This window comes from Chromohalobacter moromii (assembly GCF_023091865.1).
Classification (GTDB): Bacteria; Pseudomonadota; Gammaproteobacteria; order Pseudomonadales; family Halomonadaceae; genus Chromohalobacter; species Chromohalobacter moromii.
The window spans coordinates 145,080-171,072 of the sequence record NZ_JAHXDI010000003.1; the positions used below are offsets into that span (position 1 = coordinate 145,080).

At 59.5% G+C, this 25,993-nt stretch carries 23 protein-coding genes and 1 pseudogene; 12 read left to right on the plus strand and 12 right to left on the minus strand.

From position 1 onward, the window contains the following. Positions 1-30: 30 nt before the first annotated feature. The 10 genes from KZO83_RS10670 to glnA all read right to left on the minus strand — a co-directional run bounded on the left by KZO83_RS10670 (position 31) and on the right by glnA (position 10,966). Positions 31-1,368: a deoxyguanosinetriphosphate triphosphohydrolase gene (locus tag KZO83_RS10670; protein WP_247620802.1), complete on the minus strand. Its 1,338-nt coding sequence runs from the start codon at positions 1,366-1,368 to the stop codon at positions 31-33. A 22-nt stretch (positions 1,369-1,390) separates the two neighbouring features. Beyond that, a complete protein-coding gene (locus KZO83_RS10675; protein WP_247620803.1) occupies positions 1,391-2,254 on the minus strand; it encodes an isocitrate lyase/PEP mutase family protein in 864 nt (287 codons plus the stop codon). A gap of 212 nt (positions 2,255-2,466) precedes the next feature. Beyond that, a complete protein-coding gene (gene phnE / locus KZO83_RS10680) occupies positions 2,467-3,300 on the minus strand; it encodes a phosphonate ABC transporter, permease protein PhnE (protein WP_247620804.1) in 834 nt (277 codons plus the stop codon). After that, the gene (phnE, locus tag KZO83_RS10685; RefSeq protein ID WP_247620805.1) at positions 3,297-4,106 is read right to left on the minus strand and encodes a phosphonate ABC transporter, permease protein PhnE; all 810 of its coding nucleotides are present in this window, start codon (positions 4,104-4,106) and stop codon (positions 3,297-3,299) included. Before phnE (KZO83_RS10685) ends, phnE (KZO83_RS10680) begins: the two co-directional genes overlap by 4 nt. After that, positions 4,103-4,924: a phosphonate ABC transporter ATP-binding protein gene (phnC, locus tag KZO83_RS10690; RefSeq protein WP_247620806.1), complete on the minus strand. Its 822-nt coding sequence runs from the start codon at positions 4,922-4,924 to the stop codon at positions 4,103-4,105. Before phnC ends, phnE (KZO83_RS10685) begins: the two co-directional genes overlap by 4 nt. A 64-nt stretch (positions 4,925-4,988) precedes the next feature. Further along, entirely contained in the window at positions 4,989-5,960 is a 972-nt protein-coding gene (gene phnD / locus KZO83_RS10695; protein WP_246894990.1) for a phosphate/phosphite/phosphonate ABC transporter substrate-binding protein, read from the minus strand. 133 nt (positions 5,961-6,093) lie between these two features. Next, positions 6,094-7,503, minus strand: a complete 1,410-nt coding sequence (gene ntrC / locus KZO83_RS10700; RefSeq protein WP_040240785.1) for a nitrogen regulation protein NR(I) — start codon at positions 7,501-7,503, stop codon at positions 6,094-6,096. Positions 7,504-7,518: 15 nt separating this feature from the next. Next, positions 7,519-8,595, minus strand: a complete 1,077-nt coding sequence (gene glnL / locus KZO83_RS10705; RefSeq protein ID WP_272493596.1) for a nitrogen regulation protein NR(II) — start codon at positions 8,593-8,595, stop codon at positions 7,519-7,521. 161 nt (positions 8,596-8,756) lie between these two features. Then, positions 8,757-9,377, minus strand: a complete 621-nt coding sequence (locus KZO83_RS10710; protein WP_247620807.1) for a DUF4124 domain-containing protein — start codon at positions 9,375-9,377, stop codon at positions 8,757-8,759. Between the two features lie 179 nt (positions 9,378-9,556). Next, positions 9,557-10,966, minus strand: coding sequence for a glutamate--ammonia ligase (glnA, locus tag KZO83_RS10715; RefSeq protein WP_247620808.1), 1,410 nt, complete (start codon positions 10,964-10,966; stop codon positions 9,557-9,559). A gap of 487 nt (positions 10,967-11,453) precedes the next feature. Here glnA and KZO83_RS10720 point away from each other — a divergent pair, with 487 nt between their 5' ends. The 6 genes from KZO83_RS10720 to KZO83_RS10745 all read left to right on the plus strand — a co-directional run bounded on the left by KZO83_RS10720 (position 11,454) and on the right by KZO83_RS10745 (position 17,812). After that, on the plus strand, positions 11,454-12,416 hold the full coding sequence (locus tag KZO83_RS10720) for a glycosyltransferase family 2 protein (protein ID WP_247620809.1): 963 nt from the start codon (positions 11,454-11,456) through the stop codon (positions 12,414-12,416). A 147-nt stretch (positions 12,417-12,563) separates the two neighbouring features. Then, entirely contained in the window at positions 12,564-13,556 is a 993-nt protein-coding gene (locus tag KZO83_RS10725; RefSeq protein WP_247620810.1) for a polysaccharide deacetylase family protein, read from the plus strand. A gap of 268 nt (positions 13,557-13,824) precedes the next feature. Further along, complete coding sequence (gene typA / locus KZO83_RS10730; RefSeq protein ID WP_040240771.1) at positions 13,825-15,636, plus strand: translational GTPase TypA; 1,812 nt, start codon at positions 13,825-13,827, stop codon at positions 15,634-15,636. 209 nt (positions 15,637-15,845) lie between these two features. Further along, positions 15,846-16,475, plus strand: a complete 630-nt coding sequence (locus KZO83_RS10735; RefSeq protein WP_247620811.1) for an OmpW/AlkL family protein — start codon at positions 15,846-15,848, stop codon at positions 16,473-16,475. Between the two features lie 73 nt (positions 16,476-16,548). Next, positions 16,549-16,860 (plus strand): hypothetical protein, encoded by a 312-nt coding sequence (locus KZO83_RS10740; RefSeq protein ID WP_040240762.1) that lies wholly within the window; start codon positions 16,549-16,551, stop codon positions 16,858-16,860. Positions 16,861-16,864: 4 nt separating this feature from the next. Next, a complete protein-coding gene (locus tag KZO83_RS10745; RefSeq protein ID WP_247620812.1) occupies positions 16,865-17,812 on the plus strand; it encodes a glycerophosphodiester phosphodiesterase in 948 nt (315 codons plus the stop codon). Positions 17,813-18,314: 502 nt separating this feature from the next. Here the strand turns inward: KZO83_RS10745 and KZO83_RS16435 are convergent. Beyond that, entirely contained in the window at positions 18,315-18,590 is a 276-nt protein-coding gene (locus KZO83_RS16435; protein WP_247620813.1) for a type I-F CRISPR-associated endoribonuclease Cas6/Csy4, read from the minus strand. 84 nt (positions 18,591-18,674) lie between these two features. On the opposite strand from KZO83_RS16435, the gene KZO83_RS16480 reads away from it, so the two are divergent. From KZO83_RS16480 to KZO83_RS16515, 6 genes and pseudogenes are all read left to right on the plus strand, one after another. Then, the gene (locus KZO83_RS16480; protein ID WP_418904310.1) at positions 18,675-18,872 is read left to right on the plus strand and encodes a DUF1799 domain-containing protein; all 198 of its coding nucleotides are present in this window, start codon (positions 18,675-18,677) and stop codon (positions 18,870-18,872) included. 152 nt (positions 18,873-19,024) lie between these two features. Then, positions 19,025-19,654, plus strand: a complete 630-nt coding sequence (locus KZO83_RS10755; RefSeq protein ID WP_247620814.1) for a hypothetical protein — start codon at positions 19,025-19,027, stop codon at positions 19,652-19,654. A 14-nt stretch (positions 19,655-19,668) separates the two neighbouring features. Continuing rightward, positions 19,669-20,748: a helix-turn-helix domain-containing protein gene (locus KZO83_RS10760; protein WP_247620815.1), complete on the plus strand. Its 1,080-nt coding sequence runs from the start codon at positions 19,669-19,671 to the stop codon at positions 20,746-20,748. 340 nt (positions 20,749-21,088) lie between these two features. Then, positions 21,089-22,849: an ATP-dependent nuclease gene (locus KZO83_RS10765; protein WP_247620816.1), complete on the plus strand. Its 1,761-nt coding sequence runs from the start codon at positions 21,089-21,091 to the stop codon at positions 22,847-22,849. 104 nt (positions 22,850-22,953) lie between these two features. Further along, positions 22,954-23,175: pseudogene (locus KZO83_RS16510) on the plus strand (BrxR family helix-turn-helix transcriptional regulator); the annotation flags it as partial. Positions 23,176-23,259: 84 nt separating this feature from the next. Then, positions 23,260-23,781 (plus strand): WYL domain-containing protein, encoded by a 522-nt coding sequence (locus KZO83_RS16515; protein ID WP_472924482.1) that lies wholly within the window; start codon positions 23,260-23,262, stop codon positions 23,779-23,781. A gap of 129 nt (positions 23,782-23,910) precedes the next feature. On the opposite strand, the gene KZO83_RS10775 is transcribed toward KZO83_RS16515, so the two are convergent. Beyond that, complete coding sequence (locus KZO83_RS10775) at positions 23,911-25,974, minus strand: choline transporter (protein WP_247620818.1); 2,064 nt, start codon at positions 25,972-25,974, stop codon at positions 23,911-23,913. Positions 25,975-25,993: the final 19 nt, after the last annotated feature.

Sequence of the window (25,993 nt, forward strand, 5' to 3'; positions counted from 1 at the left end):
CCCGCGCCTGCGCGGCGAGTAGCGAGCGCGTCACTCGCCGCGCAGGCGACCGCCCATCTCCTGCGCCAGATCGACGGCGTAGTGGTCGGTCATGCCACCGATGAAATCGAGCATGCGCCGATAGCTGGCATAGAGCGACCATGAGGGCTTGGGCGTGTTCTCGCCGATCAACGCCAGCACGCGCTGGTGCTTGAAGGAAGACTCGCCGCTGTGGTGAAGCTCATACGCCGCGCCGATGAAAGCTTCGAGAAGAATGCCCAGCGTCGTGTAGGCACCGATCTCCAGCTTGGCCTTGCGCTCGTTCTGGAAGATACGTTCGCGGGCGATCTGCTTGGCCGTGCCTACTCCCCAGCCCAGATCGGGATGACACAGTTCGAGCAGGTCGCCATTCAGGGTGCCGTTCAGCAGCGCACTCTCATGTTGCACGAATACTGCCGCGACATCGTTCACCGCACGTTCCATCGCCGCGCCGCGCAAGGCCGCAATACGTCGACGCTGGGACACGCCCCGGGCACGCATGTCGTCATAGCCCGATGGCGTCCCCCCGGCGATCTGGATGAGCACCTCGGCGACTTCGTCGTAGCGCAGAATGCCCATCTCCAGGCCGTCCTCGAGATCCAGCAGCGCATAGCAGATATCGTCGGCGGCCTCGACGAGATACGCCAGCGGGTGCCGGCACCAGGCGGTTTCGCCATGCGGCAACAAGCCCAGACGCTCGGCCACCTCGCCCAATTGCTCGCGCTCCGACTGGTAACAACCGAACTTGCCGGCCCGCGAGGCACGCTCCACCGTCCACGGGTACTTGAGCATCGTGCCAAGCGTGGCAGCGGTCAGACGCATGCCGCCATTGAACTGGTTGTATTCGATCTGCGTGACGATGCGAAACCCTTGAGCGTTGCCTTCGTAGGTCAGCAGGTCCTCTCGCTCGGCCGGTGACAGATCGGCCAACAGCCCACTGCCCTCCGCCTCGGCGCGCTTGAACCAGTCGCGAATGGCATATTCGCCGGCATGCCCGAACGGCGGATTGCCGATGTCGTGCCCCAGGCAAGCCGCCTGCACGATGACCCCCAAGTCGGCCGGCGTGATCCAATCCGGCAGTCGCTCACGCAACTCCTCGCCGACGATCATGCCCAGCGAACGCCCCACGCAGCCCACTTCCAGAGAATGCGTCAAGCGGGTGTGGATATGATCGTTGTCGGTCAGCGGGTGGACCTGCGTCTTGCGCCCCAAACGCCGAAACGAGCCGGCGAAGACAATCCGGTCGTGATCCTTATGGAACGGACTGCGCCCGATTTCATCGCGCGAGCCTCCGTGCTTGTCATTGAGGCGGGTAGGGTCAAGCAGACGCTCCCATTGCATGGCGCTCATCGCACTCTCCGGTTGTCGAGGCCTACTCTTTCACATCCATATAATCGCGCGCCCAGGCACGATACTCGTCCAGCGTAGAGTAACGTGTGGACAACTGCGACGCGCTCAATTCGCTAGCAGCGATATCGCGCTGCTCGCGCAGGCAATCGTAGGTCGCCTTGATGGCAGCGAAGTAGGCCGCATGGCCATTGACCACCACGCGCACGCCGAGCGCGGCCAGGCGCTCGCGATCACGCAGCTCGGGATTGCCGTAGGTGACCAACATCAGCGGAATGTCCAGCGGCGCGGCCAGGCGCTCGAGGTGGTCGAAGTCACGCACGCCCACCAGGCAGATGGCATCCACGCCCGCCGCCTGATAAGCACACACGCGCTCGACGGCAGCCTCATCGTCGAGCTGACCGGCGTTGGTGCGCGCGATGATCGCCATCGCCGGGTCGATGCGTGCCTCAAGCGCCGCACGCATCTTGCCCACGCCTTCGTCGAGGGGGATGAGATCGGTGGACTTATGCCCATACTGCGCCGGCAGCAGGGTATCCTCGATGGTCAGCGCCGCCACACCGGCACGCTCGAGCTCGGTAATGGTCCGCATGACATTGAGCGCGTTGCCATAGCCGTGGTCGGCATCGGCGATCACCGGCAGGCGCGTCACTCGACCGATGCGGGTCGCCTGCTCGACGAACTCGCTCAAGGTGATCAGGGCGAAATCGGGAGCCGCCAGCACCTGAAGCGAGGCCACCGAGCCCCCCAGAATCCCCACTTCGAAGCCCAGATCGGCGGCGATGCGCGCCGACATCGGGTCGAACACCGAGGCAGTGAAGTAACACTCAGAGGACGCCAGCAAGGCGCGAAAGTCATTGCGCAGGTCATGTTGCGAGGGGGTTGCCACTAAAAACTCCTGTTATCACGCAAGCACCGCGCGCCTGGCTGGCAAGCGGCGGCACCCGGGTTGGACATGGCCAGACTGGCTGGCGGTGAACGACGACGCCTCCCGCTGACGATGACCTGTCAGAACCGACGGGAGGACTCGATTAGACCTTAGGGGGAGAAGGATATTACGCCGCCTGCCAAGATGCACGGGGCTTGGCGACGGCGCGAGGATCACATGATGGCTTGGCGCACCCGCGCCGAGACCCACTCGCTGACGAGTACCGTGGCCAGGATGACGAGCAGGATCGTCGCCACCTGCGGCCAGGCCAGCACGTTGATCGATGCCTGCAGCTTGAGACCGATGCCGCCCGCGCCGACCAGGCCGAGGATCGTGCTTTCCCGGATGTTGATGTCCCAGCGGAACAGCGCGATCGCCCAGAATGCCGGCATCACCTGGGGCACGATGGCATAGTCGAGGCGTTGCGCGGCGCTCGCGCCGGTGGCGCTGATCGCCTCGACCTGACGTGCATCGGTCTCCTCGATGGCCTCGTAGAGCAATTTACCGACGAAGCCGATGGAACGCAGCGCAATCGCCACCACGCCGGCGAGCAGCCCCGGCCCGAGAATCGCGACCAGCAGCAGCGCCCAGATCAAGGAGTTGATCGAGCGCGAGGTAACGATCACCAACAGCGCCACCGGCCGGATCCATACCCGCGACGGCGTGGTATTGCGTGCGGCGAGAAACGCCACCGGCACCGCCATGATCACGCCCCCCAAGGTGCCCAAGGTGGCGATGTTGAGCGTATCCCACAGCGGCGCCATCAACTCGGGCAGATACGCCATGCTCGGCGGCCACATCCGACTACCGAGGTCGGCGGCCTGGCCCGGTGCATCGGCCACGAACACCCACATCGTGTCGGCATTCATCACCTGCCAGCAGTAGACGAACAACGCCACCAGTGCCAGCCAGCCGAACCACAAGGCGAGCCGCGCCCGTGGCGTGCGAAAGGTCCACACATCGGCGTAGGTGGTAGGCGCGTCGGGGGGCACAAGGGTCGGCTTCATTGCAGGAATCTTCTCAGGTAGCTGGAGCCGTATTCCGCCAGCATGACGATGACGATGACGATCAGCAGGATGGCACCGGCGCTATCGTATTCGTAGCGGTCGATGGCGGTGTTGAGCGTGGCACCGATGCCCCCGGCGCCGACGATGCCGATCACCGCGCTCTCGCGGAAGTTGATGTCCAAACGGTACAACGACAAGCCGATCAAGCGCGGCATCACCTGGGGCTGAATGGCATAGTGCAGCACCTGCCACCAGCCGGCACCGGTGGCACGAATCGCCTCGACCTGGCGTGGGTCGATCTCCTCGATGTCGTCGGCCAGCAGCTTGGCGATGAACCCGATCGATGCGAACGACAGCGTCACGAACCCCGCCAGCGGGCCGAAACCGAACATCGCCACCAGGAAGATCGCGATAATGATCTCCTGCAGCGAGCGGCTGACGGCAATGATCGTGCGACATATCCCATATACCGGCGCCGGCACCAGGTTACGCGCCCCGCCGATACCGATGGGGACCGAGATCAAGACCCCCACCACCGTCGCGGTAAGCGTCATGGTCAGGCTTTCGATCAGCCCTTGACGGATATCGCTCCAGCGGCTGGTAAAGTCGGGCTGCAAGAAGCCCTCCACGAAGCGTTGCCCGCGTGCCAGGCCTTCCACCACCCGAGACCACTCGATGTCCAACGAGCCCATCGCCAGCACTAGATAAGCGAGCACCGCGCCCTGTACGACGAATCGCCAGCGCCGGTCGCGCAACATCCGCGGCGGGCGCCGCCAGCGCGTCGGATAGGTCGTCTCGAGGCTCATCGTGCGACCTCCGCCACACGCCGCGTGGCGTCCGCCTCGGCCGCCTGGTCTTCTTCGTGCTCACGGCGCATCGCCGTCCAGTCCTCGGCACCGTAGATATCACCGAGTACCGCTTCATCGAGCGCCGCCGGTGTGCCGTCGAAGACAACCTCGCCCGCACGAAGGCCGACGATGCGATGCATGAACTGCTGGGCCAACGGCACGTCGTGAATATTGACGATGGCTGGCAAGTCGCGCTCGTCGCATACCTCGATGATCAAGCGCATGATCTGGCGGCTCGTCTTGGGGTCCAGGCTGGCGGTCGGTTCGTCGACTAACAACAGCGCGGGCTCCTGAGCCAAGGCCCGCGCGATACCCACCCGCTGGCGCTGGCCACCCGATAGCGCGTCGGCGCGTTTGTCGGCATGCTCGAGCAAGCCCACACGGTCGAGCAGGCGGTAGGCGTTCTCGATATCACGTCCCGGAAAGCGCCGCGTGAAGCTGCGCCAGAACGGCACATACCCTAGGCGCCCCGATAGGACGTTTTCCATCACCGTGAGCCGCTCGACCAGCGCGTACTCCTGGAAGATCATGCCAATGCGCCGCCGTTGGCGACGTAATTCACTGCGCCCTACCTGAGCGAGATCGGTATCGCCGAGCAGGATACGGCCCGCACTGGGATCGACCAGGCGATTGATGCAACGAATCAGTGTCGACTTGCCGGCGCCTGAAGGCCCGATCAAGCCCATCACCTGACCGCGTGGCACCACGAAAGAGACATCCCGCAGCGCCGTGTCACCGGTGGCATACGTCTTGTAAAGTTGCTGGAGTTCTAGCATGTCACCCTCCCAGCACCATCGCGGCAGACGACGACATGCAAGACGCCGCCCGCCACCCGACGGCTCACGAGCACTGGTACTGCACGTCGTTTGCCGCGTCGATCTGCCGGATCACCGACCATTCTTTCTTGAAGGTGATAGGGATGAATTGAGATTCGCCGTTCTTGCCGAATTCCTCGGCCAGTGCGGAGCCCTCCCAGTCGAAGTCGAAGAAGGCTTCCTTGATCGCCTCCTGTAGCTCGGGCGCGAGGTCGTGGGCCACCCCGTACGCCGTGGTCGGGAAGGTATCCGATTGGTAGATGACCTCGATCTGATCCGCGTCGATCACGCCACGGTCGATCATGCGATCCTTGACCGAGTTGGCGATGGTGGCAACCTCGTAATCGTGATTGGCCACGCCGAGAATCGAATTGTCGTGCTTGCCGGAAAACTCGACCTCGTAATCCTCGCCGGAGGTCATGCCGAACTCCGAGGCCATCAGCGCGGTAGGCGCCTTGTAGCCGGAATTGGACGTTTCTGAGGTATGGGTCAGGGTCTTGCCCTTGATGTCCTCGACCTCGTCGATGCCGGAGCCGGGATAGGTGATGATCTCCATCTCGTAGCCGAAGGAGCCATCATCGGCGGCCATCATGGCGAAGGGCCGAAAGCCCGCGCAGGCCACCGCAAGCGGATTGGAGCCAGTATTGAAGCCGGCGACATGCAAGCGTCCGGCGCGCATCGCTTCGATCTGAGCGGCGTTGGACTGCACCGGGAAGAACTTCACCTTCTTGCCGGTGACCTCCTCCATATGATCCAGGAAGCCAGACCACACATCCGCATACACGGCAGGATCCTCCACCGGCGTATAGGCGAAGACCAGCGTGTCTGGATCACGCCACTGGGATTCATCTTCTGGAATGTCGGCGACGAGGTCGCCATCGGCATCGGTGTAGCGGTCGCTTAGCTGGAAGTCGGCCTGGGCGGTGGAAATACCCGCGAGGGTGGCAAAGGCAAACCCCAGAACGGGGCGAGACAGGGAAAGCGTCTGCGAGAACATGCGTTGTCACCTGGTTGCGAACAATGAGTAATGCCCATTGTTCTGCCAAGCAGATGACAATCCCGCGTCACGGCGATGACGATGTAATGACGATAAGACGACAGCGCCCGACCCGAAGGCCGAGCGCCAACGCTCACTCGTCGGCGAGTGCCGGCAGCAGCACCTTGAGCTTACGTGTCAGTGTGTTGCGGCCCCAACCGAGCAGCTCGGCGGCCTCGCCCTTGCGCCCGCCAGTATGCTTGAGCGCCGTTTCGATGAGAATGCGCTCGAAATCCGGCACCGCCTCTTCGAGCAGATGCGTATGTCCCGCCGCCAGGGCGCGATCGGCCCACTCGCGGAAGGCACCGCGCCAGTCGCCGCCGGCACTTTCGGTGCCTTCTATATCACGCAGCTCCGGCGGCAGGTCCTCGACCAACACCTCGCGGCCCGACGCCATTACCGTCAGCCAGCGACAGGTGTTCTCGAGCTGGCGCACGTTACCCGGCCACGGCAGTTGCGTGAGGTGCTGCTCGGCCTCCTGCGTCAGCACCTTGGGCTCGGTGGCGAGCTCCTTGGCTGCGTCGGCCAGGAAGTGCTGCGCCAAGCGAGGAATGTCCTCACGACGCTCGGAAAGACGCGGCAGATGGATACGAATCACGTTGAGGCGGTGGAACAGGTCCTCGCGGAAGCGCCCGTCCTCGACCAGGCGCTCCAGATGCTGGTGGGTCGCAGCGATGATACGTACGTCGACCTTGACCGGCGTATGACCACCGACGCGGTAGAACTCGCCATCGGCCAGCACGCGCAACAAACGGGTCTGGGTTTCGGCGGGCATGTCGCCGATCTCGTCGAGGAACAGCGTGCCGCCATCGGACTGCTCGAAGCGTCCGCGACGCTGCGACGTCGCCCCGGTGAAAGCGCCCTTTTCATGGCCGAAGAGCTCGGATTCCATGAGATCCTTGGGAATCGCCGCCATGTTGAGGGCGATGAAGGGCCCGCCATGACGCGGGCTATGCTGATGAAGCGCCTGGGCGACACGCTCCTTGCCGGTGCCCGATTCGCCGTTGATCATCACCGTGATATGGGATTGCGAGAGCCGACCGATGGCGCGAAAAACCTCCTGCATCGCCGGTGCTTCACCGATGATCTCCGCCGACAGGCCTTCCGGCACCGCCGCTGGCGTGCGTCGCTCGCGGGCATGCGCCACGCCACGTCGCACCAAGGCCAGGGCCTCGTCGACATCGAACGGCTTGGGCAGGTACTCGAAGGCGCCGCCCTGATACGACGCCACGGCGCTGTCGAGGTCGGAATGCGCGGTCATCACGATCACCGGCAGATCCGGGTGGCTTTCGCGAATGCGCGCCATCAGGTCCAACCCATCGAGCCCCGGCATGCGAATATCGGTCAGCAGCACATCGGGCGGTTGACGCAGTATCTGTTCCAACGCGGTGTCAGCGCGCTCAAAGCTCTGCACGTCGAGATCCGGCTGAGCCAGCGCGCGCTCCAGCACCCAGCGTATGGCGCGGTCATCGTCGACGATCACAATGCGTGCGACGTCAGTCATAGGGCCTCCCAAGCCTCAATGATGGCTCTCAAGCGGAATCAACAAACGGAATTCGGTACACCCGGGCACCGAGTCGCACTCGATCAACCCCTGGTGCTGATGCAGGATCGATTGCGCGATGGAAAGGCCCAGGCCACTGCCATCGGCACGCCCCGAGACCATCGGATAGAACAGCGTCTCGCGCAGCGTCTCGGGAATGCCGGGGCCGTTATCGAGAATGCCCAGCTCGCAGACCAAGCGGTGGCGCTCGGCGCCCAGCGTGAATTGCCGCCGGGCGCGAGTACGCAGGGTCAGGTGCGGGGCATCGACGCCGTGTTCTTCCATCGCCTGGACGGCGTTACGGGCGACGTTGAGCACTGCCTGAATCAACTGCGCCTCGTCGCCTTCCAGGTCCGGTAGGCTGGGGTCGTAATCGCGCACGTAGTCGATGCGCGGATGCTCGGCCTCCAGCAGGGTACGCACCCGCTCGAGCACCTTGTGGATGTTGAGCGGCTCATGCCGACTCATGCTGTTGGGTCCCAGCATGCGATCCACTAGATCGCGCAGCCGATCAGCCTCCTCGACGATGACCCGGGTGAACTCGGCGAGCTGCGGGTCGGGCAGATCCCGTTCGAGCAACTGCGCCGCGCCACGAATGCCCCCCAGCGGGTTCTTCACCTCATGCGCCAGGCCCCGGGTGAGCACCTTGATGGTCTCCTGGCGCGCGATCAGCGCCTCCTCGCGGGAAATGCGCAACAGCCGGTCGCGCGGCTCGATCTCGATCAGCAGCTCATCGGCGGACAACGGCGTGACAGTGAAGTCCACCGTGGCCGTGCTCCCCGACGGCAATACCAGGGTCGCTTCGCGCTGCGTGAAGGGATGCAGCTCGTCGCGCGCCTTGAACAACACCGCTTCGACACTGCCCTCGACGCCCGCCAGACTTTCCAGTCGCTGCCCCATGACACGCAACCGGCTAGTCGCCAGCAACGACTCGGCGGCCGGATTCATCCAGCGTACATGCAAGTCACCATCGAGCAGCACGACCGCCGTCGTCAGGTGTTCTAGCAAACGTTTTGGTTCGACCGAATATTGCGGCAAGGGAGGTTCTGGCATGACCCGTCCATTATCCATCGTCCATGTACGTTATCAGTGCAAGAAGCGCGCCAGTCTGTCACCGCCCGGCATAGGGCAGTGCCGTCATGGACGCACGCATCACTAACGCACCAAAATAGTGCAAAAGGAGGACAACAGACAGCACCAGGCGCCAAATCGGCTCACTGACTGCCACTGTCACCATTGTTACGGGGATTGTTGGGATTGGCGGGTAAATACACGCTGGCGCGTTGCACATAGAGGGTGACCGGCGCGCTACGCTGACGCACCCGCCCTTCGGCATCGACCACTTCAGCACGCAAGGTGTGCTCCCCACGCACTAACTCGGTGACCGAGAAGGTCGTCGCGTGTCGAGCCGGCCCATTCACCTCACCATCGATAACCATGCGCAGCTTGTCCGTCTCGCGCAGTTCGGGCGTGATCGCCACACGCACCTGGGTATTACCCGCCGCGCCGGTGGGCAGGGTCGTCTCGTTGCCAGGGGCCGCAATGGCGAGACGCTCGTAAGCGGTGAATGACGATGCGCCATCCGCTTCCGTCTCCGTCGCTGCGTCCGGTAGCGCCTGGAGATCGCGTGTCTCGCGCGGCTGGCCGGGCACCGTGTTCACCGTACCGACGTCCACTTTCTCTCCTATCGGGCGATCGGAAAAGGTCACGTTGCCTTGCGCATCCACGCTGCGATAGACCGGGGTCGCCTGCGCCGCCGACATCCCCATCACAACCGCTACGAGCAACGCCCAAGCGCCTTTCAACCATGTTGCGGTGGCCCACCCTTGGCGCATGTCCTTCTCCTCATGCCTTTACCGAACGCTCAGTCTAGCGCACCTTCAATTTATCCAACCACAACACGTCCCCTCTACACCTCCAACGCCCCCTCCATCACGCACGCGCTACAACGTAAAAGGCCCCGTCACATCGGACGGGGCCTCGGTCAGTCGCGATCACTCGCAGTCGTGCGAGATCAGCAGCTGTAGTACATGTCGAATTCGACCGGATGCGTCGCCATGCGCAGGCGATCGACTTCTTCCTGCTTGAGCTCGAGGTAAGCGTCGATCATCGCATCGGTGAACACTTCACCCTCGGTGAGGAAGGCACGATCGGTGTCCAGCGCTTCCAGGGCCTGGTCGAGGCTCTCGGCCACGGTGGGGATCGCCTTGCCTTCTTCTGGCGGCAGGTCATAGAGGTTCTTGTCCATCGCGTCGCCGGGATGGATCTTGTTCTTGATGCCGTCGATACCCGCCATCAGCAGTGCGGAGAAGGCCAGGTACGGGTTGGCGGTCGGGTCGGGGAAACGGCACTCGACGCGCTTGCCCTTGGGACTTGCGGTATACGGAATGCGGATCGATGCACTGCGGTTACGCGCGCTGTAGGCGAGCATGACCGGCGCTTCGAAGCCCGGCACCAGACGCTTGTAGGAGTTGGTCGACGCGTTGGTGAAGGCATTCAAGGCGCGCGCATGCTTGATGACACCGCCGATATAGTACAGCGCGGTTTCGGACAGCCCAGCGTATTCGTCACCCGCGAACATGTTGGTGCCGTCCTTCCAGAAGGACTGGTGCACGTGCATGCCGGAGCCGTTGTCACCGACCAGCGGCTTGGGCATGAAGGTCGCGGTCTTGCCGTACGCGTGGGCCACATTGTGGATCACGTACTTCATTTCCTGAACTTCGTCGGCCTTCTTGACCAAGGTGTTGAACTTGACGCCGATCTCGTTCTGGCCGGCGTTGGCCACCTCATGGTGATGCACCTCGACCGACTGGCCGATGGCTTCCAGGGTGTTGCACATCGCACTGCGGATGTCGTGGAAGCTATCCACCGGCGGTACCGGGAAATAACCGCCCTTGACGCGCGGACGGTGCCCCAGGTTGCCGCCTTCCACATTGGTGGAGTCGGTCGCCCAGGCGCCTTCTTCGGACGTGATCTTGTACATCGCGCCCTGAATATCGGCATTCCAATGCACTTCGTCGAAGATGAAGAATTCCGGCTCCGGCCCGAAGAAGGCCGTGTCGCCAAGCCCGGTAGACTTCAGATACGCCTCGGCGCGCTTGGCGATGGAACGCGGATCACGCTCATAGCCCTGCATGGTGGCCGGCTCGATGATATCGCAACGCAGCACGAGGGTCGCGTCTTCGGTGAACGGGTCGAGATAACCGCTACCATCCTCCGGACGCAGGATCATGTCGGACTCGTTGATACCCTTCCAGCCTTCAATGGAGGAGCCATCGAACATCTGGCCGTCCTCGAAGAACTCATCATCGACGGCGCCGGCCGGAATCGTGACGTGCTGCTCCTTGCCCTTGGTATCGGTAAAGCGCAGATCCACCCACTTGATATCGTGTTCTTCGATCAGGGCGAGGGTCTTCTCGGACATGATTTCCTCCACTATGAGCCCACGGCTCGGGTCGTTTGCTTGCGTGTTCAGCGTCGTTTGTAGCACGCCCGCCGGCAACTGCCCACGGGTATGCACTTTACGTTTTGCAATGCAGAAGGCATGCCAACCTTTGAGCCATCTAGGTGCGCCCTCGATAAACGCATGATCCATCGAGAAAAAATAGACCATCTTTGTGTATCGGTCAGCACCACTTTGACGCCAAGCGCGCCACATAAAAGTGCAGAGACACTTCGCGGCCCCACAAAGGTGCATCGCACCGCCTTTATGAACCACTTTGGTGCAAAAAAGTAATCGGGCGCTGATCGGCGATGGAGCACCGCCCCTATCGGCCCGAACGCGCGCAGGCTCGTAGTCAGTATTGCTTTAGAAAAACCAGCCCCGGCGATGATTGCCAGGGTTCGCGCTACCCCCCAGTCTGTTGAGTAGCTCCCCCGACACGGGCTCTGATCCCAAGGCACTCCCAGCGATGCGCACTTACAGTCTGCTAATCGACGCCAGCCATACCCCCGAGCACTTGGAGCGCTGCTTGAGCGCCCTGGCACGCAGTATCACGGGCTTCAGTGGGCACACCGAGACGTTGGTACAGCTTACGACGCTCGATGAACCCACCCAACGCCTACTGATTGAACGTGATATTCGCTTCGCCGTGCTGCCCCAACATGGACAGGGCGCGCTGCGCCACCATGGCGCCACCTATCTCAATGGCGATGTGCTGGTGTTTTTGGACGCAGCGCTCGAGGTCCCAGAACAATGGCTTGCCGGGCTCGCCCGTGCCTTCAGCTACCAGGCCGCCGACGCCATCGTCTGCGCCCAATACCCAGCCACCCCGCTGCCGCCGCCGCTGGCTAGCTGGTATCTCAGCCGCACGCAACGCGGCTTCGACGACCACCCTTGGGATTGGCCCACCGGGCAACTGGCCGTCACCCGTGAGTGGTACGAGCGCCTAGGGGGCCATGACCCCCGACTCGAGGCTGGCGCCGACCTGGATATCCTCGTGCGTCTGTGGCGCTGCCAAGCGCACCTTTGCTGGCAGGACGCACCCTTGCTGATCGACCATGCAGCGCCGCGACGCCTCGTCCCCTGGTGGCGTCGACAGCATCGGCACCAGCGGCATTGTCTCTATATTCCCAGCATCGCACGCCACCCGCGTTTTCTCGTTCCCCGTGTCAGTGCCGCGCTCCTCCAAGGCACGAGCTTACCGCTGGCCGTGCTGCTATGGCTGCCCTTATCGCCAGGGGTCGGGATGGCCGGCCTGACCTTCAGTGCGCTCCCCGCCGGGCTCATGGCGTGGCGCGACGGCGCCGCGGCGCCGCGCAAGGCGTACCGCGTCTACTGGTACCGCTGGAGCTTGCACGCCTTGCAGTTGACCGCCACCGGCGCGGCAATGATGTCGTTCTGCCGACGAGGCAAGCCGGGGCTGACTGGCTAAATTGAGACAACGAGATATGCTTATAGATATCGCAGCCATCATCACAACATCACCCCCCAGAGGAGACCCTTGCCGTCAGCGACAGGATGTCACCACGGCAACAACGCTCGCACGCCGAGCAACGACAGCAGTGCGGAGGGACACGCCATGAGCCATCTCAGCCTTGCCCATGACGTCGTGCAGCGCCTACGCGGACACTGGCGACGCAACCTGAGCGAGCCGCTTCGCGGACGCAGCGCGATCCTGGTCATACAGCGCGTATTGCCCGACGAAGCCGCCGCACGCCTACCGCACCGGGCGCCCTACTGCCTCGGCCCGGACAGCTTCCGGCGGCTGCTCGATCATCTCACCGATCACGCTCAGATCGTCTCTCTGGCCAGCGCTCGCCGTTTGCATCGCGACCCGGTGCCACGCATCGCGCTGACCTTCGACGGCGGCTGGCGCGACACCGCCGAGGTAGCGCTGCGGCAGCTCGAGCGCCTGGCATTGCCGGCCAGCGTGTTTCTCACCACGGGCGATACAGGGCGTACGCAAGGCGATTGGCGGATGACCCTCGGCGACATCCTCTGGGACGGCATCCAGCCCATACGCGTTCGCGAATGTCTCGGCGATGCCGGGCTCCCACTCCCACCGCCACGACCCGACCACCCGAGCACCGCCTACAGCAGCGCCCTGCACGACTATCTGGAGCGACTCGCGCAACAGGCCACCCCATGGACGCTGGCTCGGCTCGGTTCGACGCTGGGCGCCGAGCGCGACATCGCCCCGCAAACGCTCGACCCGTTCAGCGTGCGCCGCTTGGAAAGCGACGGTTTGGTGCGCTTCGGCGCGCGCGGCGTCGCCGCCACACCGTTAGAAACCCTCGACGACCGTCAGATCCAATGGCAAATTCGCCAATCGCGTCGTCAGCTCGGTGTGCTATGCCGCGATCCATTGTCTTATTTCGCCTACCCACAGCCGGAAGCCTCGCTCCGTGTACGTCAACTGGCTCAGCGCTGCGGCGTTCAGGAAGCCCTTCATAGCCATGCCGGTTGGCTCTCGCACCGCGACGACCCGCTGGCCTTGCCACGCTTCCCGATCACGCAACCCGTTGCCAGCAGCGCAGGACGTCTCTATGATTGGCTCCTCGGGCACCTTTAATGAGTGAATAGCCCTTCTAGATCGGTGCGCTCCACCCCACGCCAGGCGTCTACCTCGACGCGATAAATGGCGATTGACGAGTGCGCCGCCATTTTTTTGCGTATTTTCGTCCTGCCGCCAAAACGCCCCAAGTCCCTGATAGCGCCACGGTTATCGCCGCGCCAACGCGATTTTTGTCGTGCCGCGCCTGTTGGCAACGGTCATCAAACTGGCAGTCGTCGGCACCCTGACCCTATAATACGGCCCAATTTTCAAGCAGGATCCCTACGTGATCGAGAACCTTCGCAACATCGCCATTATCGCCCACGTCGACCATGGCAAGACCACCCTGGTCGATCAGCTCCTGAGTCAGTCCGGCACCCTCGACCGCAAGGCCGAAGGGCAAGAGCGCATCATGGACTCCAACGACCAGGAGAAAGAACGCGGTATCACCATTCTGTCCAAGAATACCGCGATCCAGTGGCACGATTACCACATCAACATCGTCGACACGCCCGGACACGCCGACTTCGGTGGTGAGGTCGAGCGCGTCATGTCGATGGTCGATTCCGTACTGCTGATGGTCGACGCCGTCGACGGCCCCATGCCGCAGACGCGCTTCGTCACCCAGAAAGCCTTCGATCGTGGCTTGAAGCCCATCGTCGTGGTCAACAAGATCGACCGCCCCGGCGCGCGTCCTGACTGGGTCATCGACCAGATCTTCGATCTGTTCGACAACCTCGGCGCCAGCGACGAACAGCTCGACTTCCCGATCATCTATTGCTCGGCGCTCAACGGCGTCGCCGGCATGGACCCGGACGCGCTCGAAGACGACATGACGCCGATGTTCCAGTCCATCGTCGATATCGTCGAGCCGCCCACGGTCGAACGCGACGGGCCGTTCCAGATGCAGATCTCCGCGCTCGACTACAACAGCTACGTCGGCGTCATCGGGCTGGGTCGCATCAAGCGCGGCAACGTGAGTCCGGGGCAGCAGATCAGCGTGATCTCCAAGGAAGGCAACGTACGCAAGGGCAAGGTCGGCCAGGTCATGACGCACCTCGGCCTCGAGCGCGTTCAAACCGAACAGGCCGAAGCCGGCGACATCGTCTGTATCACCGGCATCAGCGATTTGGCGATCTCCGATACGCTGTGCGACCCGGCCGCCGTCGAAGCGCTGCCCGTGCTGACCGTCGACGAACCCACCGTCTCGATGACCTTCCAGGTCAACGACTCGCCGTTCGCCGGTAAAGAAGGCAAGTTCGTCACCAGCCGTAACATTCGTGACCGTCTCGAGCAGGAGCTGATCCACAACGTCGCGCTACGTGTCGAGGAAGGCGAAACGCCCGAGAAGTTCAAGGTCTCCGGACGCGGCGAATTGCACCTTTCGGTACTCATCGAAAGCATGCGTCGTGAAGGTTACGAGCTCGCCGTGGGCCGCCCCGAGGTCATCATCCGTGAGAACGATGGCGTCCAGCAGGAGCCGTACGAAGAAGTCATCATCGACTGCGAAGAGCAGCACCAAGGCGCGGTGATGGAAGAGCTCGGCTACCGCAAGGGCGAGATGACCAACATGAACCCGGACGGCAAGGGCCGTGTGCGCCTGGACTTCATCATCCCCGCGCGCGGGTTGATCGGCTTCCGTGGCCAGTTCCTGACGCTGACCTCCGGTACCGGCATCCTCACCAGCCGTTTCGACCATTACGGCCCGCTCAAGCCCGACGCCTCCGTCGAGCGTCGCAACGGCGTGCTGGTCTCCATGGCTCCCGGCAAGGCACTGGCCTACGCGCTGTTCGCCCTGCAGGATCGCGGCAAATTGCTCGTCGAGCATGGCACCGAGGTCTACGAAGGCATGCTGATCGGCATCAATAACCGTGCCGACGATATGGCGGTCAATCCCACCAAGGCCAAGAAGCTCGACAACATGCGCTCCGCCGGCACCGACGAAGCGCTGGTGCTGACGCCGCCGGTCCGCTTCAGCCTCGAGCAAGCCATCGAGTTCCTCGATGACGACGAACTGGTGGAGATCACCCCCGAGCATATTCGTCTGCGCAAGAAGCACCTCACCGAGAACGAGCGTAAGCGCGCCAAGAAGAAGTAACGGCGCCCCGCACTCGGTAGGAACACGAAGCCCACCTTTCGGTGGGCTTCGTCGTTTCCGGCCGGTCACTTCTGGGCTGCGACATATAACCACATTTTTTATGTGGGTATTAGGTTTAGACTTGATGCATACGAAGCGCCTGCCGCTTCTCGCTTCACCTCAAGCCAACTCGTCTCAAACCAGCTCGTCACAAACTCAGGAGTCGTCCCATGCGCCGTGCCCTGCTCGTTTCCTCACTCGCCCTCACCGCCGCGCTCGTGCCCGCCACCTCGGCGCTCGCCTACGGCCAGGGCGACTTCTACACCCGCTTCGGTGTCGCCAAGGTCGCCCCGCAAAGCGACAACGGCGACTTCGGCGCACCACTGAACATGAAAATCGACGCCGACGACGATAGCGGTTTCGCCTTCACCCTGGGCTATCGTTTCCAGGACAAACTCGGCGTAGAACTGCTCGCCGCGCAACGCTTCGAGCATCAGGTCCAACTCAATGGCAACGACATGGCCAGCATCCACCACCTGCCGCCGACATTGACGCTGCAGTACTATCCGCTCGGCGGCACCGACGCCCGCGTGCAGCCCTACCTCGGCGCCGGGATCAACTACACCCACTTCTCCGACGAAAAACTCGACGGCGGCGAGCTCGAACTCGACGATAGCTGGGGCGGCGCCGCGCAAGTCGGAATCGACCTGCTGATCGACGACCACTGGGCACTCAACGCCGCCGCCTGGTATCTGGATATCGACAGCGACGCCACCGCCACGCTCGGCGGCAACGACTATCACGCCGACGTGGACATCGACCCCATCGTGGTCATGGGTGGCCTCAGCTACCGGTTCTGAGCCGTCCGGCTAGGCGATACCCCGCACGGCGGGCTACCCTGTAAAAACACACGGATGCGACAGGAGCCCGCCAATGCATAAGCACATCGACTGGGACGCCCCCGGCAACGCCAGCGTGACCCGCCACTACGCCAGCGACAAACAGCACGAAGTTCAACCTCACCCCGGCATGATGCTCTCCGCCCGCTACCAAGGCATGGTGGTACGCGTCGAAGTCGAAGCCTACCGTGAAGACGACGCCCTCAGCATCGGCAAGGTTGCCGCCCTCATCGACACCCAAGGCAAACGCCATCAGAGCCACGGCGATTTAAGCGTCGGCGACTACGTCCGCCTCCCCGACGACAAACGCGCTCTGGAACCCACGATCGAGGATGAAGAGGACTGAAGCCATGTCGACGCTTCGCCCCGCGCTTGTGTCCATGCTGGCTCTGCTCGGCAGTACCACGCTCTTGGCCTCCATGACCGCCCAAGCCGATGCGCTCGAACAGCAACGCCAGGCCCTGCACAACAACGTCCAGGTCATCGCCCACCGCGGTGCCAGCGGCTACGCCCCTGAACATACCTGGTACGCCTACGACAAAGCGCTCGCCATGGGCACCGACTACCTCGAGCTGGATGTGCACATGAGTGCCGATGGGCACCTGGTGGCCATTCACGACACCACCCTGGAACGCACCACCGATGGCCAAGGGCCGGTGAAAGAACACAGCCTCGACGAACTCAAGGCACTCGACGCCGGCAGCTGGTTCAACCAAGCTCATCCGGAATATGCCGACGACGCCTACGCCGGCGCCAAGCTGCTCACCCTGGATGACGTCATCGACCGCTACGGCCAAGACGTGCGCTACTACATCGAGACCAAGTCACCTCAGGACTATCCCGAGCTGCAAGACGCCCTGGTCAGCAAGCTCGAGGCTGAAGGCCTGGTGCAGTCGGGTTCCGTGGTCATCCAATCCTTCAGCCAAACAAGCCTGCAGGAAATTCACGACCTCAACCCCGACATCCCGCTGATCCAACTGCTCTGGTATTCCCCCGGCGAAGACGGCAAAACCCTCGAGGAATGGACCGGCGTCACCCCCAGCCCAGCCAACATCACCGATGCCGACTTCCAGGCGATCGCCAACTACGCCGACGGCGTCGGTCCCAACTACCTGTACGAAGGTGAACCGGTCATCGACGCCCGCTTCATCGAACAGGCCCACGCCAACGACCTGCTGGTGCACGTCTACACCATCAACGACAAAGACCGGATGCGCCGACTGCTCGGCTGGGGCGTCGACGGCCTCTTCACCAACTTCCCCGATCAGTTGAAGGACGTGCTGGCAGAAGCAGAGTGATACTTCAGGCGGCCGTCTCGTTCATCAGGCTCTCGTAAGGCATCTTGAACCCATCGTGAAGCCACCGAAATCAGGCGCAGGCTGAGCTTGCGCCTGCGGTTCAACACTTCGAACACGCGACCGCTCGGGCCGATATAAGACTCAAGATCGCGGGGTAGCGCTGACACTTAGGCGGCATGTTACTGGCTGGCGAGCTGTTTCTGAGCTGCCTGGGCGGCAGCTAACTGTAGTCGCCACCCCAATGCTGGAGGTTCCATTTTCTGAGCTGCCTGGTCGGCAACGAACAGGAAAGCGTCGGGCAGTCCAAATCTGCTTGAACTTCTGAGCTGCCTAGGCTGCAACGAACTAGAGCTTATCATAGCCAAGCATCTGATTATTAAAGAACGTCCGCGTAAATAAAGCGTCACACCTTTTCTCAGACTATAGCGCTAAGCTATTGATTTAAAAGTTATTAAAAGGGCGCCAAAAAAGGGTCAAAACCACGGCACGATCGCTTCACGGCTCAACCCATAATGGTTGAATCGTCCAACTGTAGGCTCGTCCAGGGGCCCCCGTGTTCGATAAACAGCGCAAAGCGTTGACCACTAGAACGGCTGTTCACCTGCACGAACGGCAGCGAAATCTTGCGTTCAGCAGATACCAAGAGGCACTGGCGCGCTGCTTCTTCACTGATGTCGTGGCGACGTGCATAACACTTGACTCGACTTGCGCCGCCCGTATCCGCGCGACCCGTGCGGGCCGCGACGTCAACAGCGAGCTGGCAGCGTTGTTCGACCACCTGTTTCTATCCGCACGACCCGTGTGAGTCTGCGGCGGATACCGGTGGAGTCTCAAAGAAAAAGCCGCACTGATCGGTATCACAATCAAGGAGCGTTACGCCCATGCCAACGATACCGAACTATGGGCGGAGCACCGCGAGGCGTTCGAAACATTCTGCGCCTGTGCTACCCAGTGGCACGTGATCGCGGGCATGGATGGCGCCGTCCACCAGGGAATCGACTACACAGCCCAGAATCTGTCATGGGATGCGCGGCATCGAGGATCATGCGGACTGCTGTGAGCAGATCCGGCTCATCGAAAGCGGCGCGCTTGGTGTGATACATAAGCGACGGATGTAATCCTGCGCAGCGGTGACAAATTAGACCTCCGCATTGCATGTTAATTTTTTATAGTCTACAGTATGTCTCGTAAAATTAACATGAGGCATGTGCGATGCAGCTAAGTAGCAGCGAATTGATCACTGAGCCCTCAAGCGTGGATCGACGTCTAGCTGAGATGAACCTTACCCGTGAGGGCTTGCTACGTGTACGGGATATTGCGTTGGGGGCTGCAGCAGAGGCGACTGCATATCACCCTTCTTTTTCACCAGGTATGAAGTCATATATGGAGGGGATCGCTGCCCTTCGATTTGAGTTCATCCAGCTTGGAAGTGAATGGCGATTAGAAGAACACAACGGGATGGACTTTATCCGTAATGATGCGCTTGAAGTTCGGTTGGGCTTCTCAAATGTGAAAGGCTCGGTCCTTCCAGATGTTGGTCCAAGAGCTAGATCACCAAGGGGGCCAGGCACCGAGCGAGCATGTCAAAGTAATTTTTCTATCGACTTTGGAGAAGAGTTTAAAATCCCTGAAGACTTTGAGGACAAAGTGGCCACCTACTTCTTAATGGTCGATAAGGATGGCTGTGCAGAGGTCTCAAAACCTATTATACAAGCTGGAAATTTCGCTGATTATCTTGAGCGTCTGAGCATTTCTGATGGATCTGATTTCAACCTTGATCCAACCCCGCTAGACGACGATGATGATTTGAGTTCTTTTGATCCTATGGTTACTCGAAGGTGAAGCAAGAGGACTTTATGTTCAACCATAAGCGCCTTATCATGGCTCGTAAGCGCAAGGGGTTGACTGCTAAAAGCCTTGCTGAGTTAGCTGGAATTTCACCAGTTACCTTGTCACGCATAGAAAAGGCTTTGAATCCGCCTGATGACAGTACGGTCGAGAAGCTCTCAAAAGCCCTAGGGTATCCGAAGCAGTTTCTCTATGGCGAGGACTTGGAAGACTTGGACACAGATGCAGTGAGCTTTCGTAGTCTCTCTACAATGACTGCAAAGGAAAAGCACTCTGCGTTAGTTGCTGGTAGTCTAGGTCTTTCTTTACTGTCATGGATTGACGATCGGTTTAATCTACCTAAGCCGGATTTGATTGATCTCAGCCACGAGGTTAGCCCAGAGCACGCAGCAAACGCTTTGAGGCAGTATTGGAATATTGGTGTTCAACCAATAACGAACCTTATGCACCTCATGGAAACAAAAGGGGTGCGTTTTTTGGCGATGTCCGAAAATACTGCTTCAGTAGACGCTTATTCGTTTTGGATGGGTGGGGTTCCGCATGTTTATCTAAATAATTTCAAAAGTGCAGAGCGCAGCATTTTTGATACTGCACATGAGTTAGGACACTTGGTGATGCACTGTAATGGTGAGGCCAAAAGTTCTCGAGAGGCAGAAAGGGAGGCAAACGCTTTTGCATCCTCTTTTCTAATGCCAAAAGATGACGTTATATCCCGTTCGCCTAGGTTCGTTAATACTGAAGCTGTCATAAATTTAAAAGCAAGATGGCGTGTTTCAGCTATGGCTATGGCTTATCGCCTTCATGTGCTAAAGCTGGTTACTGAATGGCAGTATAAGTCTATCATCATAGAGCTTTCTAAGCGAGGCTTTAGAAAGGGAGAGCCAGTTGGCGTGGAGCGGGAACGTTCTGCAATATGGCCTAAAGTTCTTTCTCAGTTGTGGTCCGAACGAGTCACAAAGAAAGAGATTGCTAACGATCTCTCTTTGCCACTTTATGAAGTGGAAGCTCTAATTGAGGGGCTGGTGCCAGACCTTAATGAAGAGGAGAGAAACAAAAGCTCATATACTGGGCTAAGGTCGGTTCGTTAAATACAGCCGCAAGTCCGTACAACCCCATCAAAACGGCTGCATTGCGCAGCTGTTTTGCTATTCAAAGATAATGACTTAGAACATCGGTAAGCGCTCCCGCAACTGCATCTACCTGAACCGACCTGCGATGACCACACTAGGTGCGTGGTCGTGGCGCGTTTGTGAAGAATCTGAGCCATGGATCATCCTCCGATAATGGTTCGTAAGGTAGACCATTACTCTTCGGGACCACACACCTAGGGGATCATTACATAACAGCGTAGGGTGTGCAGAAACCAGGGGGCATTACACCCGACGTTATGTAATATGGCTTTTTAATCATTGGGTACTGGAGATCATGATGGAGCATTTAGAAGGAATTTTGATTTCTAATTACAAAGGGGTAGGTGACCAAGCGCAGCTCATAGGACCTTTTGGCAAACTTAATTTTATTGTAGGCGAGAATAATGCTGGCAAATCTTGTGTCTTGAGTTTTATTGCCACTCAAGCTGAAGGAATGCTTGGGTGCATGGCTGGTCATCTGAGGAATGAGGGAAAGCCTGCTATAAAAGATATCGACATAAATCTCGGAGCAAGTAAGTTCCAAGTCTGCAGAGGCCTTGGCTTCAGCGCTAAAAAAATAAATGATGCAATTAATAATGAACTAAAAGAGAAAGGTGGTAGATTTTTAAAGCCGCCCTATAGCGAGGCGATTGATGCAATAATAGACGAGATATGCTTGTCAGGTATGGTTTGGTTAAAATATGATCATGGCAAGAATAGCATGCTTTTTTATAACGATGTGGACATAGAAAGGCTGTCTACGTGTGTCGAATCAAATACATGGTATAGCCTTTGGTCCTCTTTGATGAGAAGGCAGGGCGGAGGATTAAAAGAACACCACATTCCTGAGTTGATTGGCTGGACTAAAGAAAGAATAATCCCAGAGCACAAGAAAATATACTTCATACCTGCCATACGAGAAATCACAGCATCAGAGTATAGCGATGACTTGTGGAACGGAAAGGGTTTGATTGACAAACTAGCCAAGCTTCAGAACCCTGGCGCTCAACAAAGGGAGCAAAAGGAAAAGTTTTACAAAATAAACAAATTTCTTTCATCAGTCACGTCTTGCAATGAAGCAGAGATTGAGATTCCTTATGATAGAAACTGTGTTTTGGTACATATGAATGGCAAGGTTCTTCCTCTTGAGTCGCTAGGAACTGGTATTCATGAAGTTGTGATGCTGGCTTCTTTTTGCACAATGATAGAAAACCAAATAGTCTGTATCGAAGAGCCTGAAATTCACCTTCACCCTGTTCTGCAGAAGCGACTAATCAGATATATCAAGGAAGAGACCGAAAATCAATATTTTATCGCCACTCACTCACCCAGCCTTATTGATAATAGGGATGCAGTTGTCTTTAGAGCACAATTAGGTGAAGATGGTAACACCAGAATAACAAACGTATTCTCGGAAGGGGATCGCTCTAGCTTAATCTTTGACCTAGGCTACAGACCGTCTGACTTGTTACAATCTAATTTTATAGTCTGGGTAGAAGGGCCCTCTGATAGAGTCTATATCAATGAATGGATCAGGCTTTTAGATGAATCTTTAGTAGAAGGGGTTCATTACTCCGTAATGTTTTACGGGGGTAGGCTTTTAAGCCACCTAACAGCAAGCGATGAGCTAGAACCTGTTAGTAGAGAGAAAGCTTTTATTGAGCTTATTAAGATTAATCGTCATGTTTGCATTGTGATGGACAGTGACAAAGGCAAAGCCTCTGATGGAATAAACAGTACCAAAGAGCGGATTATTGATGAGCTAAGTGATGCCGCGGGTATGTCTTGGGTTACTCAGGGTAGAGAAATAGAGAACTATATTGACAAAGAGGTTATGACTGGAGCGCTCTCTTCTTCATATCCAAAATTTAACAAGAGGCACAGGGTTGGTGAGTACCAACATGTACTGCCGTTTCATGATAATAAGGGGGGCATGGTTAAAAATGTAGATAAGGTAAAAGTAGCCAAGGCAGCTGTAGATTATGGTATTAGCCTTGATATCCTTGATCTTCGTGAACGTATTCAGGAACTTGTTCATGCAATAAAATCGGCAAACTAACCGAACCCCTCCTTTATTCATACGGTGTTGTTTCGTAGGTACCGTCGCTGAGAGCGTGGCTGATCTTGACGAGATAGGCTGCGCTCGCCTGGGACACTCAGGCGCGGTATCACGTCATCGAACTATTGGCGTACTGGGAAGGGCGCGTCACGGCCTCGGCGCTGCGCGAGGCATTCCACCTGGGCAAGGACCGGGCGCAGCAGGTGCTACGCGCTTATCGCGAGGATGTCGCGGTGGATAACCTCATCTATGACACCTCCCGCAAGGCTTGGGTGCCGACACCGCAGTTCACCCCGCACTTCATTCGCGGCCATGTGGATGAGTATCTGCACCTGCTCGGCACGCACGATGCGTTGAATCCACAGTTCGTGGGGCTTGGTCTGGGCGCGGCCAATACGGAATCGGTGCCGATGCCGATTCGGGATGTCTCGCCCGAGGTCGTGCGGGCCGTGGTCTCGGCGGCACGTGAACGGCAGCGGCTGGAGGTGGTGTACGCGAGCTTTTCCTCGCCAAGTGGCGAGGACAGAATCATCGCCCCGCATACGCTGGTCTATGCCGCGGGCCGCTGGCATGTCCGCGCGTATTGCGAGAAAAATGCAGCGTTTCGCGACTTCGTATTATCGCGCTTTCGCGGCGTCCCCGAGGCCATTGGCGGTGCCTTGCCCGCCGCGGCCCAAGCGAACGATGCGGACTGGGAGAATCGCCTGACACTGGAGATCATCCCTGACCCACGCCTCAGCCAAGCGGAACGTGAGCTCATCGCGCAGGATTACGCCATGGAGGAACACATGCTGGCGATCACCTGCCGATGCGCGCTCGCCCAATACGTGTTGCGCGAATACGGCATCAACCATCGACACGTGGAAGGCGATCCGCGTGCCCAGCAAATCGAACTCGGCAATCGCGAAGCCCTGCGCCAGTGGCTTTATTGAGCCCAGGCTGATATCTCCGCATCTGTAGAGAACGGCCCCCACGCAAAAACCCCCGGCCGCATCGCGACCGGGGGCTCAAGCTTTTTAAGAAGACCGGCCGCCTAACGGTGGTGGCCGACCGAGCACGCCTTATGAAGGCGGCTGTTCCGGGCTGTCGGGCATGTTGATGTTGCCCGGTTCTATCCGGTTGAGGTGCAGGAACTGCATGTGCAGCTCGTACTGGTCGAGGATGTCGCTGATCACCTGATCGCGTGTGTAGCCCATCAGGTCGTAACCCTGGCTGCCCTCGAGCAGGTAAACCTCCAGCCGGTAGTAGCGCGAGTCGGCATGCGGCGCATGCATCGCGAACCCAGGCGTCGAGAAGCCCTGACTCCAGATCTGATAGGTGAAGTTCTGCTCATCCTCGAAGTCGACGTTGAGCGACATGTAGTCGTCGCCGTTCTGAACGCCTTGGTGAATCTCGGCAGACACGCCCTGCTCTTGCATCGAGTCGCGTACGGCTTCCATGGCGGGCTTGCAGGTTTCATCCATGAAGCGCCGCGCCTGCTTCTTCCCGGGGAAGCTCATGGCGCGCCGGAGGCGCTGCTGCCAGTTCCGCGAATCGCGCTCACCACCGCCACCGGTACGCCCGGAAAGCTGGCCGGCCAGGCTCAGGCGCCGGCTGTCTTCCTTGAAGGCCTCGAGTTTCAGTGCCTTGAGCAGGCCGGCCATCATGAAGAACAACACGATCGAGAACGGCAGACCGGTAATCACCACCGCACTCTGTAATGTGGACAAGCCACCGGCCAGGATGAGTGACAACGTCAGGACGCCGATCACCGCCGACCATAGGATACGCATCCAGATCGGGGCATCGCTGTTGACGTTCTTGAGCTTCGAGGTGAAGTTCGAGAGTACCAACGCCCCGGAATCCCCAGAGGTAATGAAGAACACGATCGCCAGGATACTCACCGCCGCGGTGGTCAGGATCGGCATCGGATACGATTCGAGGAATAGATAGATCCCCGCCGGCGGGTTGTTCATCACCTGCTCGCCGAATTCGCTGGCCCCGTTCATCGCCATGTCGATGGCACTGTTACCCAGCAACGACATCCACAGGAACATGAAGATGATCGGTAGCGTCATGGTGCCGAGCACGAAGGTACGGATCGTCCGGCCCCGCGAGATGCGCGCCAGGAACAGCCCGACGAACGGCCCCCATGCGATCCACCAGGCCCAGAAGAACAGTGTCCAGCCATTCAGCCAGCCGGTCGGCCGGTCGAAGGCATAGGTGTTGAACGACAGGCTGATGAAGTTGGACAGATAATCGCCGACGTTCATCACCAACGCGTTGAGCAGGAAGATCGTCTTGCCGGCAAACAGCACGAACAGCAGCAACAATACCGCGAGCAGGATATTGAACTCGGAAAGACGGCGGATGCCGCGCTCCACCCCAGTCACGGCGGAAATGGTTGCGAACAGCACGATGCCCAGCACTAGCACCACTTGCGTCCAGGTGCCCTTGGGAATGCCGAACATGTAATCCAGGCCGAAGTTGAGCTGGATGACCCCGATCCCCAGGCTTGCAGCGATGCCGAAGACCGTACCCAGCACGGCGGCGGTATCGACCACATGGCCGATCATGCCGTAGATCCTGTCGCCGAAGATCGGGTAGAGCGCGCTACGGATGGTCAGCGGTAGGTTATGCCGGTAGCTGAAGAAGGCCAGCGCCATGCCCACCAGGGTGTAGATGCCCCAGCCGGAAAGCCCCCAATGCAGGAAGGTCAGCTCCATAGCGTGACGCGCCGCGGCGACCTGATCCTCGGGCGCGTTGGGCGCGTTGTAGAACTGCGTCAGCGGCTCGGCCAGCGCGAAGAAGATAACCCCGATGCCGATCCCCGCCGAGAACAGCATCGCCGACCACGAGAAGATATTGAAGTCGGGACGCGAATGCTCGGGCCCTAGTCGGATGCTGCCGTAGCGCGAAAGCCCTAGGTAGATCACAAAGACCAGGTAGATTACGACGGTCAGGAAGTAGTACCAACCGAAGGTATTGGAGATCCAGCCGAGAATGGCATTGATAATGGTGTTGGCTTGGTCGGTGGCTATCATCGCCCACAGCGAGAAGGCGACGATGCCAACCACCGAGCTGTAGAACACCGGCCCATTGAGGCGATCGCGTGACGGCGCCTCGTTATTGGATTGTGTCGTCATAGGAATTCCTGATCTGGTT

Excerpts from the sequence above, each read along its gene's own strand:
- KZO83_RS10740 (WP_040240762.1), top strand. The coding sequence starts at position 16,549 with ATGCATAAGCACATCGACTGGGACGCCCCCGGCAACGCCAGCGTGACC.
- KZO83_RS10745 (WP_247620812.1), top strand. The coding sequence starts at position 16,865 with ATGTCGACGCTTCGCCCCGCGCTTGTGTCCATGCTGGCTCTGCTCGGC.
- KZO83_RS10760 (WP_247620815.1), top strand. The coding sequence starts at position 19,669 with ATGTTCAACCATAAGCGCCTTATCATGGCTCGTAAGCGCAAGGGGTTG.
- glnL (WP_272493596.1), bottom strand. The coding sequence starts at position 8,595 with ATGCCAGAACCTCCCTTGCCGCAATATTCGGTCGAACCAAAACGTTTG.
- KZO83_RS10710 (WP_247620807.1), bottom strand. The coding sequence starts at position 9,377 with ATGCGCCAAGGGTGGGCCACCGCAACATGGTTGAAAGGCGCTTGGGCG.
- phnE (WP_247620805.1), bottom strand. The coding sequence starts at position 4,106 with ATGAGCCTCGAGACGACCTATCCGACGCGCTGGCGGCGCCCGCCGCGG.
- KZO83_RS10735 (WP_247620811.1), top strand. The coding sequence starts at position 15,846 with ATGCGCCGTGCCCTGCTCGTTTCCTCACTCGCCCTCACCGCCGCGCTC.
- phnC (WP_247620806.1), bottom strand. The coding sequence starts at position 4,924 with ATGCTAGAACTCCAGCAACTTTACAAGACGTATGCCACCGGTGACACG.
- phnD (WP_246894990.1), bottom strand. The coding sequence starts at position 5,960 with ATGTTCTCGCAGACGCTTTCCCTGTCTCGCCCCGTTCTGGGGTTTGCC.
- ntrC (WP_040240785.1), bottom strand. The coding sequence starts at position 7,503 with ATGACTGACGTCGCACGCATTGTGATCGTCGACGATGACCGCGCCATA.
- KZO83_RS10775 (WP_247620818.1), bottom strand. The coding sequence starts at position 25,974 with ATGACGACACAATCCAATAACGAGGCGCCGTCACGCGATCGCCTCAAT.
- KZO83_RS10725 (WP_247620810.1), top strand. The coding sequence starts at position 12,564 with ATGAGCCATCTCAGCCTTGCCCATGACGTCGTGCAGCGCCTACGCGGA.
- phnE (WP_247620804.1), bottom strand. The coding sequence starts at position 3,300 with ATGAAGCCGACCCTTGTGCCCCCCGACGCGCCTACCACCTACGCCGAT.
- KZO83_RS16515 (WP_472924482.1), top strand. The coding sequence starts at position 23,260 with ATGCCGATTCGGGATGTCTCGCCCGAGGTCGTGCGGGCCGTGGTCTCG.
- KZO83_RS10720 (WP_247620809.1), top strand. The coding sequence starts at position 11,454 with ATGCGCACTTACAGTCTGCTAATCGACGCCAGCCATACCCCCGAGCAC.
- KZO83_RS10765 (WP_247620816.1), top strand. The coding sequence starts at position 21,089 with ATGGAGCATTTAGAAGGAATTTTGATTTCTAATTACAAAGGGGTAGGT.
- KZO83_RS10755 (WP_247620814.1), top strand. The coding sequence starts at position 19,025 with ATGCAGCTAAGTAGCAGCGAATTGATCACTGAGCCCTCAAGCGTGGAT.
- KZO83_RS10670 (WP_247620802.1), bottom strand. The coding sequence starts at position 1,368 with ATGAGCGCCATGCAATGGGAGCGTCTGCTTGACCCTACCCGCCTCAAT.
- glnA (WP_247620808.1), bottom strand. The coding sequence starts at position 10,966 with ATGTCCGAGAAGACCCTCGCCCTGATCGAAGAACACGATATCAAGTGG.